The sequence below is a fragment of the Escherichia sp. HH41S genome, from assembly GCF_009820115.1.
GTDB lineage: Bacteria > Pseudomonadota > Gammaproteobacteria > Enterobacterales > Enterobacteriaceae > Escherichia > Escherichia coli_F.
Map to the genome: position 1 here is coordinate 136230 of NZ_VNXE01000061.1, position 15818 is coordinate 152047.

A 15818-nucleotide genomic window follows, 5' to 3' on the forward strand; every position below is an offset into this window, starting at 1 on the left:
ATGGCGCTGGTCGGTATTAATAACGAAAACGAATTTTACTCTAACCACTATTTGGGTGAGGTTTTCACCAGTGATATCCGCGATGTGCTGGAACCCTGGATAGCCCAGGAAAATGCAGCGCGTGAAGCGGAGCGTGCCGCTCGTGAACAGGGCAAAGACGTAGAGCCGGGATACCGCGCTCCGTGGAACCAGTTTAACAGTCTGGCGACTGAGTTTTTCCGCAAACTTGCCGAGCACGAAAAACAGCGTCAGATCTCGCAACGTCTGGCCGATCAACGTAATCGCTGGCAGCCATTGTTAAAGGCGCTGGGTTACGAAATTACGCCGCAGATCCAAATGCTGGATGACGATACACCGCTGCCGGTACTGGCGCGTTACAACAGCACTGACGGTAGCCCGTGGCTGTGGATTGTCGAAGCACACGATCAGGAAGAGGGAACGCTGGATCCGCTGGCGCTCTCTTTACTGACCGCGCAATTCCCGGCGGATACCGACAAACATAAGCGCGACAGCCTGCGCAAAAAAGCCAACGGTGAATATCGCAGCTGGCAAGATCTGCTCTCTACGGCGGTCTTCACCCAAAATGAACCTCCGCGTTTTGTGCTATTGCTCGGTAACCGTCAGCTATTGCTGCTGGACCGTACTAAGTGGGCGCAAAACCGTCTGCTGCGTTTTGATTTTGAAGAGATTTTAAGTCGTCGTGAAACGGATACGCTGAAAGCGACGGCGGTGTTGCTACATAAAGATTCTCTGCTGCCGGGCAGTGGGGCACCTTATCTTGACTCGCTGGATGACAATTCGCACAAACATGCGTTTGGCGTGTCGGAAGATCTGAAATATGCCCTGCGCGAAAGCATTGAGCTGCTGGGCAACGAAGCGATGCATTACCTGATCGACCGTGGCCTGGCAAACTATACCGGTAACCGTGCGGTGGACCCGGATGAACTGAGCCGCGAATGTCTGCGTTACATGTACCGCCTGCTGTTCCTGTTCTACATTGAAGCGCGCCCGGAGCTGGGTTATGCGCCGATGACCGCCAAAACCTATCTGCAAGGTTACAGCCTGGAAACGTTGCGCGATCTGGAGATGATCCCGCTGACCAGCGAAGAAGATCGCAACGGGCGCTACTTCCACGACAGCCTGAATATGCTGTTTAAACTGGTGCGCGAAGGCTACAACGGCGGCGTGAAAATGCAGAGTGACCTGGAGAGCGGCGACCGGATCACCATCCATAGTCATCAGTTCAGCGTCCCGCGTCTGGAAAGTCATCTGTTTGATGCCAACAACACGCGCATTCTTAACCGCGTGGTATTCCGTAACGAAACCCTGCAACAGATTATCCAGGCGATGTCGTTAAGCCGCCCGGGCAAAGAGCGCTTTAACCGCCGCGGACGTATTTCTTATCGCCAGTTGGGTATCAACCAGTTGGGTGCGGTGTATGAGGCACTGCTCTCCTATCGCGGATTCTTCGCCAGCGAAGATCTCTACGAGGTGAAGAAAGCCGGAGAAGAGTTTAACGAGCTGGAGACGGGTTACTTCGTCAGTAAGGATGAGATTGGCAAATACCACGAAGACGAGAAGGTCTACGAGAAAGACGGCAGCCTGCGCATTCACCGCAAAGGCAGTTTTATCTACCGTATGGCCGGACGCGACCGTGAGAAATCTGCCTCTTATTACACCCCGGAAGTGCTGACCCGCTCACTGGTTAAATATGCCCTGAAAGAGTTGTTTAAGGAGCAGATTGATCCCATTAGCGATCCGCACGCCAAAGCTGATGCCATCTTAAACCTCACCGTGTGCGAACCGGCGATGGGCAGCGCGGCGTTCCTTAACGAAGCCATCAACCAGCTGGCGGAAGCGTATCTGTTCCACAAACAGCAGGCGGAAGGTCGACGTATTCCGCAGGATCGTTACACCCAGGAGTTACAGCGGGTGAAAATGTACATTGCCGACAACAACGTTTTCGGCGTGGACTTAAACCCGGTGGCGGTGGAGCTGGCGGAAGTGTCACTGTGGCTGAACGCCATCAGTGGCGATGCCTTTGTACCGTGGTTTGGTTACCAGCTGCACTGCGGTAACTCGCTGGTGGGCGCGCGCCGTCAGGTGTTCAACAAGAGCGAACTGACCTACAAAAAAGTCAAAGATCCGAGCTGGCTTAACAGCGAGCCGGTCGAACTGGCGATGAACACGCCGCGTGAAGAGACGCAGATTTTCCACTTCCTGCTGCCCGACGGCGGTATGGCTAATTACAGCGATAAAACTGTTAAGCAGCGTTATCCGGATGACTTCAAAGCGCTGGACAGCTGGCGCAAAGAGTTTATTAAAAGCTTTGCCGGGCATGAGATTGCTGATGTGCAGCGTATCAGCGAAAAGGTGGAAGCACTGTGGAACACCTATCGCCAGCAACTTAAAGCAGAACGTCTGAAAACCGCCGACAGCTACCCGGTGTGGCCGGCAGAAAACAGCGAGCAGACACGTTCTTCGCTGAGCAGTAAAGATGAAACCTTTAGCGGTCGTCTTGAAGATAACAGCGCCTACCAGAAGCTGCGTTGGGTGATGGACTACTGGTGCGCGCTGTGGTTCTGGCCGATCGACAAAGCTGATGAGCTACCGGATCGCGGTACCTGGTTGTTTGAGATTGAAACCCTGCTCGACGGGATTGTAATCACGGAAAAAGTCACTGAAGTTGCGGATCACACCACTGGCGATCTGTTTGCCGAAGAAGGCCTGCTGCGAGAAGAGTCTTCGCTGTTTTCCGTTGCTGGTCGTCTGAAAACCGATGTGCTGTTCCGCCATTTGCCGCGTCTGGCGATTGTCGATGCCCTGAGAAAGCAGCACCGTTTCTTCCACTGGGATCTGGAGTTCTGCGACTTGTTTGCCGAGCGCGGCGGTTTTGACCTGATGCTCGGAAACCCGCCGTGGCTAAAAGTGGAATGGCAGGAAGCGGGCGTGCTGGGTGATTACGAGCCGGAATTTGTGCTGCGTAAGCTGAGTGCATCGAAGCTGGCAACGTTGCGTGTTGATACCTTTAACCAGATCCCAGCGCTGGAAGCGGCCTGGCGCAGCGAGTATGAAGGCTGTGAAGGGATGCAAAACTTCCTCAATGCGCAGCAAAACTACCCGGTACTGCGCGGGGTGCAGACCAACTTGTATAAATGCTTCCTGCCGCAGGCATGGCGCTTAGGGGCAGAGAAAGGCGTGGCAGGCTTCCTGCACCCGGAAGGGATTTATGATGACCCGAAAGGTGGGCAGTTGCGTGCGGCAGTGTACCCGAGGTTGAGGGCGCATTTTCAATTTGCCAATGAAGTTAAAATATTTGCTGAAGTAGATAATCACACTAGATTTAGCATCAATGTATATGGCCCCTATTCTCAGATAGTGGCATTCTCAAATATAGCAAATTTATTTATTCCTCAAACTATTGACGCGTGTTTTGAACATAAAGGGGAAGGCATTGTCCCGGGGATAAAAGAAGAAACTGAAATCGATGGCAAAGTAAAAGTTAAATGGAATTTCCAGGGACATTTCGATCGAGTCGTGCCTATAAATTTAAAACAGTTGGGTCTTTTTGCGCGTCTTTATGATGTTGTCGGAACTCCTGCCCAGGAAGCCCGTCTTCCTGCGTTGCATGCTACACAATTAGTTACAGTACTTGAAAAGTTTGCGAAACAACCTAGGCGATTAGGTGATTTGCAGGGGCAATATTATTCTCTAGAAATGTGGCATGAAACTAATCAGCAAAGCGATGGTACAATTGAGCGACATACACAGTTCCCGGAAGAAGCATCACAATGGGTTTTGTCTGGCCCTCATTTTTTTGTTGGCAATCCTTTCTACAATACGCCTAGAGCGGTTTGTGACACGAATAAAGCATACGATAACCTAGACTTGCTAACTCTGCCCGACGACTATTTGCCGCGCACTAACTATATTCCAGCCTGTGATGCACAGGAGTATGCCAAACGTACTCCATGCGTTACATGGACTGAACTGGCTGAAGATGAACCGAAGAAGGTAACAGATTATTATCGCTTAGCTATCAGAGCCATGTTGGCTCAATCGGGGGAACGTACACTAATTAGTGCTATTTATCCGCCAGAAATAAGTCACATGAACGCAGTACGTTCTTACTGCTATAGCTCACAGAATCAGTTACTCGAACATTCAGGTATGTGTTTTTCTTTACCTTTTGATTTTATTTGTAAATCTACTGGCAAGGCAAACTTACATCAGATGCTTGATGGTTTCTCATACGTATTATTCAATCCGAGACAAAAGGCATTATTATACTGCTTAGTATTATCATTAAATTCTGTAAATGATGTATATGCTGGCCTTTGGCAATCCTGCTACACCCCAGACTTCAATACCCAACGCTGGAGCCGCGATCTCCCGCAGCTCCCACAAGATTTCTTCGCCAATCTGACCCCAGAGTGGCAGCGTAACTGTGCCTTACGCTCCGACTACAGTCGTCGTCAGGCGCTGGTGGAAATCGACGTTCTGGTGGCACAGGCGCTGGGGTTAACCCTCGAAGAGCTGCTTACCATTTACCGTGTACAGTTCCCGGTGATGCGTCAGTACGAAGCGGACACCTGGTACGACCAAAACGGCCGCATCATCTTTACCCCAAGCAAAGGGTTGGTGGGCGTTGGCTTGCCTCGCACCGCGCGTAAAGCTGACCTGAAAAACGGCTTTGTCTTTAACGTCGACAGCCCGGAGTGGACCGGCGGTGACTGCACCGATCAAGCCATCGGTTGGGATGATGTCAAACATTTGCAAACCGGTACCGTCAGCGTCACCTTTGATGACTATACCCGCAGCGACGAAGGCGAGCGCCGTACCGTCACCTGGCAGGCACCGTTTATCAAGCCGGATCGCGAAGACGACTACAAAGTGGCCTGGGCGTTCTTTGCACAAGATAAGGAGAGCGCCTGATGTTGCCGTCCGTTGTCAGTCGGCAGGTCGCCGACAGCGTTGCCGCCTTTTTACGGGCGGCGTTCCCGCTAAACAGCCCGCTGTTTAACGGTGAGAATAACGATAATGTCTCAATGCTGGAGCAATTTCTGGCCCAGCCGGAAACGCTGCTGAAAGGACCATACCTTTCCGCCCAGTTGCCGTTTCGTAAAAGTGACTTACCGCTGAATTTTTTCCCTAATCTGACGCTGCCGTTCCCGCCGCACGCGCATCAGGCCCGGGCATTTCAGCGTCTGGGAAGCGACGCGCCACAGCCGACACTGGTCGCTACCGGTACCGGCTCCGGTAAAACAGAATGTTTTATGTTCCCGCTGCTCAACCACTGCGCGGGCGCGTCACAAGCCGGGGTTAAAGCGATTATCATCTACCCGATGAACGCCCTGGCAACCGATCAGGCCAGCCGTTTCGCCAAAACCATCGCCAGCGATCCACAACTGCATGGCAAGGTGACCGTCGGCCTGTTTGTCGGCGACAGCGAAATCGAACCCAGCAAAAAAATGTCGGCAGAAAAGGTCATTACCTGCAAGCACACGCTGCGCGAAAGCCCGCCGGACATCCTGTTGACCAACTACAAAATGCTCGACTACCTGCTGATGCGCCCTGGCGATCAGCCGCTCTGGCGTTACAACCAGCCCGGTTCATTGCGCTACCTGGTCGTGGATGAATTGCATACGTTTGATGGCGCGCAAGGGTCGGATCTGGCCTGTCTGGTGCGACGTCTGAAGCATCACATAGGTGTGGATAACCAACGATTCGCCTGTGTCGGGACATCAGCGACCGTCGGCGACGAACTGGGGCAACTGCTCGATTACGCAAAAACAATCTTTGACCAGCCGTTTACCGATGACGCCGTTATTCGCGAAGATCGCTACACGGCAGCGGAGTACTTGCAGGATTACGCCATTGCGTACAGTCAGTATCCGGGGCAGGAGGTCGCTTCGGCCCTGGACCCGCAGAGTTACGCTACCCCGGTAGCGTATCTTAACGGGCAAATCCCTTTGTGGTTCCCCGACAGCGACTTGCAACTCCCGGACGATCTGGAGAGCGACGACGGGCGTGAAAAGCGTATTGCGCTGGGGTCACTGTTACGCCGCCACAGCGTGATGCATGTCTTACTCCATGATCTGCAAGGCGGGATCCTCTCTGAACGAGAGTGTCTGGAAAATCTCCAGGTTATGCTGGCAGAAAGCGCCGACCATGCCCGACGCGTGCTGCAAAGCATTCTGGCGCTGATCGCACAGGCACGTCTCGAAGTACCGGAAACGGAACACGATCGGCAAAAACGTCTCCAGGCGAAGAAAGCGCGCCCGGTGCTGCCGTTTGTGCAACTGCGCTCCCAGTTGTGGCTTCGTGAGATGCGTCGTCTGGTCGCCAGCGTGGCGAAAACGCCGAGACTGGTGTTTGCCGATGATGTGGCGGTGGAAGACCGCGAACACTATTTGCCGGTTATCCACTGCCGTGACTGCCACGCAACTGGCTGGGCCAGCCTGCGTCATGGGCAAAGCGTTCAGCTGGAAACAGACCTCGACGGCATTTATCGCCAGTTCTTTGAAAAAGGGCGCTCCATCGTCCTTGCTTTCCCGGATAACAACGAAAAAGCGGTCAGTGGCGCACACCAGAAACTGTGCCCTACCTGTCTGAAACTGAACCGACAGTCCAGCGTCCAGTGTGGACATTGCGGTCATACGGAACTGTTGCAGGTACTGATCCCGGATATGCTCAAAGAGCGTAAGGACGAGCTGGAGTTTGCTAATGAATGCCCGTACTGCAACAGCAAACAGGGGATTTCGATTCTGGGGTCACGGGCTGCCAGTTTGTCGGCGGTGATGATTCACCAGCTTTATGGCAGCCAGTTCAACGAACATAAAAAGCTGATTACGTTTTCTGACTCGGTACAAGACGCCGCGCATCGTGCCAGCTTTTTTACTGCCCGAACCTGGCCGCTGATGATTCGTGGGCAAATCGCCAGTGTTCTTGGCGAAAAAGAGACATTACCGCTGGATGCGTTCGCGGCGCGTGTTTGCCAACAAACGCGTGAACGTTCACCGGACGATGCTCATTTTGCAGCGAACTTCATCGCACCAAATATGCAGTGGCTGAATGATTATCAGACACTGAAAAATGAAGGCAAACTGGCGGAGAACTCCGATCTGCCGGAGCTGGTTTCCCTGCGCCTCGACTGGGAGGTGTACAGCGAATTTACCCTGCGCGCGCGTATCGGACGTACGCTGGAAGCCACCGGTTATGCCGTTGCCGGAGTGGATAAAGAACGCTTTAATCCGGCAATTACCGCCCTGCATCAACAGCTTTGTGAAGAGCTGGGTGATGAGATGTCCGGTGTGAGCGTCGAGCAGGTAGCGCACCTGGCGCTGGGGGTTATCTGGTATCAACGCCAGGCCGGGGCCGTTATGCATCCGGCGTTCGAAAGTTATCGCCGTGATGGCACGACCTTTATGATGACGCAAAAAGAGCGTACATCGCGCTATATGCCTTCTATCGGTCCGAAAACGCGTAAACCGGCTTATGCGTCGTTTGAAAAAATTAATGGTTTCCATCGCCTGATTGGCGCGAAGTCTAACCCCAGTTGGTATCAGCATTGGATCAATCGCACGCTGAGTAACGGCAATAATCTGTTTATCAGTAGCGTTGCGGAAACAGTGTTACGACGCCTGTTTACGGCGTTGAAAATAGCCGGAGTAGTAAAAGATTTTGACACCAAAGGGCGTGAAGCCTGGGGACTGGTGCCTTCGGCGCTGGTGGTGAGCCGTGACGTCGTTCAGCTTAATTGCTCATGTTGCCGTGAGGTTGTCCGGGCTCCGGCCGATCAAGGCTGGCAGTGGCGTAATGCGCCTTGTCTCTCTTTACGTTGTGAAGGTCGTTACCAGGAAGTCGACAATATGGCGACCTGGCGTTGGGAGAACATGGACATCGCGCGCGTGCAGGGCGCAGAACACACGGGGCTGCTTAGCCGTGAAGATCGCGAAGCCACCGAAAAATCGTTCTACCGTGGCAACCAACCGTGGAATATCAACCTGTTGTCGGCAACACCGACGCTGGAGATGGGTATTGACGTTGGGGATCTTTCCACCGTTTTACTCTGTTCTGTCCCACCTGCTCAGGCCAACTACTTGCAGCGTATTGGTCGCGCCGGTCGTAAAGATGGTAACGCGTTAAACATTACCGTGGCAGAAGGGAACCCGCACGATCAGTTTTTCTTTGAAGAACCGCTGGAGATGATGCAGGGCCAGGTGCAGGCTCCTGGCGTCTTCCTCAATGCAACGGCTATTCTCGAACGCCAGCTGGCAGCTTTTTGTATGGATAACTGGGTGAAAACCGGTGTACCAGAATCCGCTATCTGTAAAAACGTCAAACAGATGCTGGATGAGCTGGAGTTCGGGCGTAAATCGGGTTTTCCGTATAACTTACTGAGATATATCGAACAGCATCATGCGGAGATTGCTGCACAATTTACGGCGATCTTCCCCGATCTTGCCGCAGAAACTCGCCAACAGTTGTTGTCTTATCTTCAGGGCGCGCCAGGACAACGCTCTCTGGTGCAGCGTATCGAAGAGGCGTTAAAACTGCTGGTGGAAGATCGCAAATCTCTGCGTTCACGCATCGATAAACTCAAGCGCAGTATCGATAAGCTGGAGAACGCGCCGCGCGATCAAAACTTTGACAGCGATATGCGCGAGTTAACTTCAGAACGGCAGGCGCTGATGGCGCTAGTCAATCAAATCAACAATAAGCAGACGCTGAATTTCCTCACGGATGAAGGTCTGCTGCCTAACTACGCCTTCCCGGAAGCCGGTATTACGTTACGTTCTGTGCTCTGGCGGCGTAAAGAAGGCGGGGAAGCGCGTGAATATCAAAACACCACTTTCGAATATGAACGCCCGGCATCAACGGCGCTGGCTGAGCTGGCTCCGCTGAATAATTTCTATGCCGGTGGGCATAAAGTTGAAATTGAGCAGATAGACCTGAAGGTCTCTGAGCCGGAGAACTGGCGTATCTGTAGCCACTGTAACTACAGCGAAAATATCGACCAGACGGGCGACCAGCATAAATATTGCCCGAAATGTGGCACACCGGGGTGGGCCGACGCCGGACAAAAAACCACGCTGCTGAAACTTCGCCAGGTGTATGCCCGCGCCAGCGCACGTGATAGCCAGATCAGCGACGAGAGCGACAGCCGTGAACCTGCTTTCTTCCAGCGTCAGCTATTGGTTAGTTTCGAAAAAGAAGATGTATCGGCGGCATACGCGATTGAGGAAGGCGAAGTTCCGTTTGGTTTTGAATTTTTAAGCAAAGTCACCCTGCGGGATATCAACTTCGGCAAAATGGCGGATGATGCCAATGAGTTGATGATTGCCGGAGAAGCGAAGAAGCGAACCGGGTTTAAAGTTTGCCTGGGGTGCGGCATGGTACAGCGTCCTCGCGATCATGAACCACGTCATGATTTGAGCTGCAAATATCGCACGGAACCGGAAAAGGCGAAGTTCGAAGATTATCTCTATCTCTATCGCCAGCTGGAGTCAGAAGCGTTGCGAATTCTGCTCCCGGTAAGCAGTTACAGTAATGACCGTGTCGTGGAGGCTTCTCTTGGGGCGGCGATCCAGCTCGGCCTTAAACATTACTTCAAGGGGAATGTCGATCACCTGAAAGGCGTTGTGTACCGCGAGCCGGAAAATGAAGGCGAATCCTGGCGGCAGTATCTGGTGATTTACGATACCGTCCCGGGGGGGACTGGTTCTCTTAAAGAGCTGATGCGCACTCCCGACAATTTGCTGAAATTACTTGAACTGGCCTATCAGGCGATAGTGGAATGCAGTTGCAACCATGATACGCATAAAGATGGTTGTTATCGTTGCGTTTACGCTTACCGTGACCGTGGGCGCATGAAGTATGTCTCCCGCGATCAGGCGCGTCTCTTGCTGGCGAAAATTTTGCAGGCAAGAGATTCGATACGGGTAATTGATTCCATCAAAAACATTTCCCTCGAAGCCATGATGGGCAGTGAGCTGGAAAAACGGTTTATTAGCTGCCTGCAAGAAAATAAAAACCTGATTGTCAGTCGCAGTTACGCGCATCAGGGCGCTGGGTGGATTATTAACACCCGCAGCGAACCGATGATGAGCTGGCATCTTAAAGCTCAGGTGGATTTAGGCGCTAAAGAGGCTGTGGGGATCCCTTGTCGCCCGGATTACGTGCTATATCCGCTTATGCAGTCTGATGCCATTAAACCGGTAGCTATTTTCCTTGATGGCTTTGCGTTTCACAAAAATAGCGTCGCAGAGGATGTGCAAAAACGCCAGGCGATTCGGGATAGCGGTAATTTCTGGGTGTGGACAGTCACGTGGGCCGATCTCAAAGAGCCTGGGCTTAAACATGTTCAGGATGTCCTGGGGCTTGGGCATAACCCGGATATGAAACAGCCTAAGTTTTATAACCTGTTTCACGATACCAACTTTGCGGCCCTTGAAGCGTCGTTCCGGGAACGCAACAGTTTTGCACTGCTGCTGGATTATCTCGCCGAGCCGGGAGGAAGAACGCAGTTATGGCAGAAAATGGCTGCTGCACATGCCTGGGTGTGGTTGGATGTGAAGAAGTCACAGGACGCGGGAACGAAACAAAAGTATGCCTATGAAATGCAGGAAAACGCGCCAGACTGGCGGCTAGCAGAGCTTTTGCCAGACGAACCGTTTGTCTTTGGTGGTTTACTCGATAGCTGTAACTCATCGCAGCAATTTATTGAGCTGGCTTCGGTGTTGCCACAACAAGCCATTAAACCGACGACCAGTGTCGCACAAATGCGCAGCTGGCTGCGTTTGCATATCTGTTTTGACGATCGCTATACGCAGGATGACGGTTATGAAGCGGGACTCAATGGCTTCTGGCGACTGGTAAACCTGTTACAGTTCCTGCCGGATATGACCTTTACCAGCCGTAAAGCCGTACATTTACCGCAGGAAAGCGTTGACGTTAAAGTTACGGCAACGCCAGAGGCAGTACCAGAGACTGATGAAAGTTGGGCTGAGATTATTGAGTTTGGCTTATTAAGCGCTGAAGAGATCGCGTTGCTTCAGTCTCATTCTCTCTCTGCGCCGACTCTCGGCTACGAATTGCAAAATGATGAAGGTGAAATTATTGCGGAAGCCGATCTCGCCTGGCCATCACAAAAATGGGCATTGATTATTGATAATCAAGAATTTATTCCATTATTCACAACCAGGGGTTGGCACGTTGCATTCGGGCCAATTGACGAAAATACATTGCAACATCTGTCCGGAGGTGACAAATGACGGTGCAAACGCCCAAGGTGGCACTTTCTGATGGTTTTCTGGGCGCATTCGCGCGGATCCCAAAAGCACAGCAAAAAAAGGTGCAGGAATTCATCTCCAAATTCCGTCAGGACCCGACCAGTAATGGACTTAACTATGAAAAGATCCACGATGCGCGCAGTAAAAATGTCCATTCGGTGCGAATCGATCAAACTTATCGCGGCATTGTTCTGAAACCTGAACAGGGTGCTCTGTATATGCTGATGTGGGTGGATAAACACGACGAAGCATATGACTGGGCGCGGCGGCATGATTGTTCGATTCACCCGGTTACTGGCGCGATTCAGGTCATTGATATTAGCTATATCAAACCGGCAGCGGAAACGGTGGTTGATAAACCGAAACTCTTCGCAGCTTACAGCGCGGAACAGATTCTGGCCCTGGGTGTGCCGCCTGTCTTTATTGATCAGGTGATGGCGCTTACCGATGAAGCCGGGCTTAATCAACTTGAAAGCATAATGCCAGCAGAAGCCTGGGAACCTCTGCACTGGCTGGCAGAAGGGCTGGATTACCAGGAAGTGCTGGAAGAGTTTAACGATCATCGTGATGAGCCTGTTGATACCAACGACTTTATGGAGGCGATTGAACGAAGTAAACGTCGCTTCCATGTCGTTGAAAATGAACAGGAACTATTGCAGATGCTTAATGCGCCTTTAGAAAAATGGCGTGTATTTCTGCACCCGAGCCAGCGAAAACTGGTGGAGTCGCCCGCTAATGGTCCGGTACGAGTACTGGGCGGTGCAGGTACAGGGAAAACGGTTGTTGCAATGCACCGTGCGCGGTGGTTATCTCAGCGTCTGGTAGATAAACCCGGTAAGAAGGTACTTTTCACGACCTTTACGCGTAACCTGGCGGCAGATATTCGCGCTAATCTCCAGCGGTTGTGTACGCGAGAAGAGATGGCGCGTATTGACGTCGTTAACATTGATGCCTGGATGAGCGACCAACTAAAACGCCACGGTTATGATTTCCGCGTGGTATACGACAGCGATGAAGGGCGACGTAAATGCTGGAACTATGCCTTGCAGCAGGCACCTGCCGAACTGGGGCTACCTGACAATTTCTATGCTGAAGAGTGGCAACGCGTTGTCCAGCCAAATGCGGTTTACACCCGGGAGGAATACCTCAAAGTCAGCCGGGTTGGACGTGGTACAGCGTTATCCCGTATTCAACGGGCGAAAATCTGGCCAGTTTTCGAAGAATTCAGAGCACAAATGGCGCGTGCCAAACTGCGCGAAATGGGCGATGCCATGCATGAGGCTATTGTTCTGTTTAAAGAAAAGCAGGTCCAACTACCTTATAGCAGTATTGTCGTCGATGAAGCTCAAGATATCGGTGCCCCGGCATTTACTCTTATTCGCAGCCTGGTTCCCGAGTCGCCCAACGATCTGTTTATTGTCGGGGATGGGCATCAGCGTATTTATCGCAATAAGGTCGTTCTTGGTCAGTGTGGTATTAACGTCCGTGGTCGTCGCAGTAAAAAATTGAAGATTAACTATCGGACCACAGAAGAGACGCGTCAATTTGCTGTTGGGCTGTTAACTGGTGTGAAGGTTGATAACCTCGATGGCGAAGCGGATACCAGTAATGATTATTTGTCATTACTGCACGGGGAAAAGCCCATGATTACGCATGCGGCAGATTTCAAAGAAGAGGCTGCAACACTCGTCAAGCAAATTCAGGCATTGCTGGCGAATCAGGTTCGTTCTCAGGATATCTGCATTACTGCGCGTACTAAACATGCTTGTGACCGCTACGCATCAGCACTCAATGACGCCGGAATTGAGACATTTAATTTAGGCAATGATAGCGGTGACAGCGATGCACGCCCAGGCGTGCGAGTTGCAACGATGCACCGTATTAAAGGGCTTGAGTTCCAGTATGTGTTCCTGGTGGGGATTAACGAAGGCGTTGTGCCGGAAATAAAAGCATTAGCATCCGATGATCCCGTTGAACAGCGTGATGCATTATTTAATGAGCGCGCGTTACTGCATGTGGCTGCAACCCGTGCCGTAAAAGGGCTGTTTGTTTCATCATCTGGTATCCCTAGTCCGCTATTAGTGGCTGATTAATAATATGTCCGAAACAGACCAGGAGCCGAAACGCTCCTGGTCTATATAACCGTTCTGGCAACTGGCGATATTTATATTGTTTAGCTCCCAACAGCCAGACAATATCAGCTTAGAAATTATATTCGCTTATGCGGTTAGCATATTGCACAGTACAACCTGTTTTCTCTATATCTAACATAACATCAGGATGTGGATGATTTTTGGATGGGGTAACACACTGGACAAATATAGCTGGCACGAAAAGGCTGGCATTTTCTGGTGACCAATAGTCTTTGGAACCATGATTATAAAACAAACACCTTAAATTTTAAACGTATGATGCCAGGATTACCAGAATTATAAACGAATGTATGAGTTCTTTTCTGTTTGTTCAGGGGAGGGTATAAATATTGTAATTGTTAATAGTATCGTCAGGACGATAAAAATATAATCATGACAAAGGAAATTGAACTAAAATGATTGACCTTTTACAGGTGGTTTGTCAGTGATTTCTTGTTATTAATGATTCATCTCTTATTCATGAACTGAATTATTCGTATGGTTACTGTTACTATTGCGATAAATCGCAATTCCTTTTCTTAATTGCTCGACATTCATTTCGATTTTTGACTTTTCAATGAGCAGGTTTTTTCCGGTAAGAATATATCCAGGAAGTATGCTTATTCCTTTCCAGACTAATTCGCTATTCATCAGTTTGTACGTCGGAGTTGAAGGGATGGCATGTTTACGTGTTTGCTTTTTCGCGATGATGTTAAGGCATTTTCGCGCGATATCGCCGCCAACGAAAATAACTTTTATATTGGCAAAGAGTTCGAGCTCCCATTCTACAATAGGTGACCAGAGAATGATCTCCGCGGGTGTGGCTGTGATCTGTGTTTTAGGTAGTTTCAGTGCGGAGGTCAGGTAGATACCATGGTTGAGTAAGACTTCGCCACTACTTGCCGATAATCCAGCCAGCGCTAACTGTCGGGCGACAGTCGTAAAATAACCAGACTCTGGTGTATAAAAATCTTCTTGCGGTGTTATAGCTACCACCTCATTAATCATAACCATTTTTATGGTCGATGGCATAATTTCATAAGTGGGGAAATACAGTAATATATCTTTAGCCTGTTGAGGGTATTCTGCATAGATTCGGTCATGTAATGATTGACGGATATTCATGATTTATTTTCCGTATAAAATAGTAAGGTGATCACCTGAATAAAGGTGATCATCATATTTTGATGAGTATAGTGATTTTTTATTTCTCTGGTGAGGAATGAAGAAAATATCAATGGTGAGGATCGTCAGAGATTCAGGGAAAGTTAAGGCCAGTCAGAAACACAATGCCGTCACTTAAGCGGGGCAGCACTGTGTTTCACCGGATAACGGGTTTTTGATACCTTAACAGCCCTCGGCCTTGATAGTCGTGGGAACACCGCTTCCAGAGCACCCCGCAGATGCTCCAGCCGTTTCGGGATGGTTCCTGGTGACGCCGTATTTCCCTGCACTATCATTTCTGTCACGATAAACTGGAATGCGAACTTAAAGCTGATTTCTGACGCCGCTTTAGTTGCCTCACGCTGTATCGCTCCGCCGGTAGGCCGCGGTCATGGCATTCAGCAGAATGTGATTCCCAGATTCATTAACGCCACCAGACGCATGACCGGGTAGGCGCTCTGCCGCTCAGTGGATGTGTTGGCAGAGCCATAATATTCACGCAACTCAGGTTCATAGGTGTCCTGAACTGTGCGCCATCAATGGCAAAAAGTTGCAGGCCGTGCCAGTCATCCTTCAGGTAACGTTCCGCGCCCCATGTCTGTGCGGTCTGGCGGAAGAGCCATTCCACCAGGGGGCCCCCACGCGCTGGCGCTCCTGGGTGACAGCGCTGCGGGCCAGCAGGCTAATCCCCGCTTCGCCATCCGCGCTCAGGTTAAGACGACAAATAGTCGCATGAGCAGAAAGCGTCAGGAGGTGCTGTATCCACTCGGTGGGAAGGTGCTCTGCAAACAGTTGCGTAGAGGGCGGTGGCATAAGCGGATGGTCTCTGAAAGTGGTATAAGAAAATGGCTCCTTGTTGTGAAAACCATTATAGTGCCGCACGCCGGAGCAGTTAAAAGCGCTAATGGATGCAAATAAATCAAATTAATGAACGCTCACCTTTCGCGCCAAAACTGCAAAATTGCTTCTACAAATCTGTCAGAAATAATCCCCCGACGGGCTGCTGAGCTGAAATGACTGCTTCGCAGTGACGTCGTCCAGTTCTCCGCTGACCGGTACGCTGAACCGAAATATCCCGTGCTTAAATCGTCCGGATCTTCATCAGGCGCGTTCGTCAGCCCTCTTGCACCTTGTTGCTGGAAGTCGACGAAAATAATATTGGCTAAAACATTATTTTGATAATTACCATAAATAGCTTCATACGCATGAGGGAAATTTTCTTTCCAGT

5 protein-coding genes and 1 pseudogene are annotated in these 15818 nt (G+C 50.8%); 4 read left to right on the forward strand and 2 right to left on the reverse strand.

From position 1 onward, the window contains the following. Genes FQZ95_RS10440 through FQZ95_RS10450 form a run of 3 tightly spaced genes read left to right on the forward strand, consistent with a single transcriptional unit; the run spans position 1 to position 13387 of the window. Entirely contained in the window at positions 1 to 4935 is a 4935-nt protein-coding gene (locus FQZ95_RS10440) for a class I SAM-dependent DNA methyltransferase (protein ID WP_160530160.1), read from the forward strand. Then, positions 4935 to 11276: a DEAD/DEAH box helicase gene (locus FQZ95_RS10445; RefSeq protein ID WP_160530161.1), complete on the forward strand. Its 6342-nt coding sequence runs from the start codon at positions 4935 to 4937 to the stop codon at positions 11274 to 11276. Before FQZ95_RS10440 ends, FQZ95_RS10445 begins: the two co-directional genes overlap by 1 nt. After that, positions 11273 to 13387 carry a UvrD-helicase domain-containing protein gene (locus FQZ95_RS10450; RefSeq protein WP_103253448.1) on the forward strand — a complete coding sequence of 705 codons (2115 nt, stop codon included), beginning with the start codon at positions 11273 to 11275 and terminating at the stop codon, positions 13385 to 13387. The genes FQZ95_RS10445 and FQZ95_RS10450 overlap by 4 nt, the downstream gene beginning before the upstream one ends. A 513-nt stretch (positions 13388 to 13900) precedes the next feature. Here FQZ95_RS10450 and FQZ95_RS10455 read toward each other — a convergent pair. Both FQZ95_RS10455 and FQZ95_RS10460 read right to left on the reverse strand, forming a co-directional pair. Next, a complete protein-coding gene (locus tag FQZ95_RS10455) occupies positions 13901 to 14551 on the reverse strand; it encodes a hypothetical protein (RefSeq protein WP_001026378.1) in 651 nt (216 codons plus the stop codon). A gap of 170 nt (positions 14552 to 14721) precedes the next feature. Beyond that, positions 14722 to 15403: pseudogene (locus FQZ95_RS10460) on the reverse strand (hypothetical protein). A gap of 114 nt (positions 15404 to 15517) precedes the next feature. Between FQZ95_RS10460 and FQZ95_RS26970 the strand changes: the two are divergent. Then, entirely contained in the window at positions 15518 to 15607 is a 90-nt protein-coding gene (locus FQZ95_RS26970) for a hypothetical protein (RefSeq protein ID WP_418134933.1), read from the forward strand. Positions 15608 to 15818 lie beyond the last annotated feature (211 nt).

Coding starts and splice junctions, on each gene's coding strand:
- FQZ95_RS26970 (WP_418134933.1), top strand. CDS start 15,518: ATGAACGCTCACCTTTCGCGCCAAAACTGCAAAATTGCTTCTACAAAT.
- FQZ95_RS10440 (WP_160530160.1), top strand. CDS start 1: ATGGCGCTGGTCGGTATTAATAACGAAAACGAATTTTACTCTAACCAC.
- FQZ95_RS10455 (WP_001026378.1), bottom strand. CDS start 14,551: ATGAATATCCGTCAATCATTACATGACCGAATCTATGCAGAATACCCT.
- FQZ95_RS10450 (WP_103253448.1), top strand. CDS start 11,273: ATGACGGTGCAAACGCCCAAGGTGGCACTTTCTGATGGTTTTCTGGGC.
- FQZ95_RS10445 (WP_160530161.1), top strand. CDS start 4,935: ATGTTGCCGTCCGTTGTCAGTCGGCAGGTCGCCGACAGCGTTGCCGCC.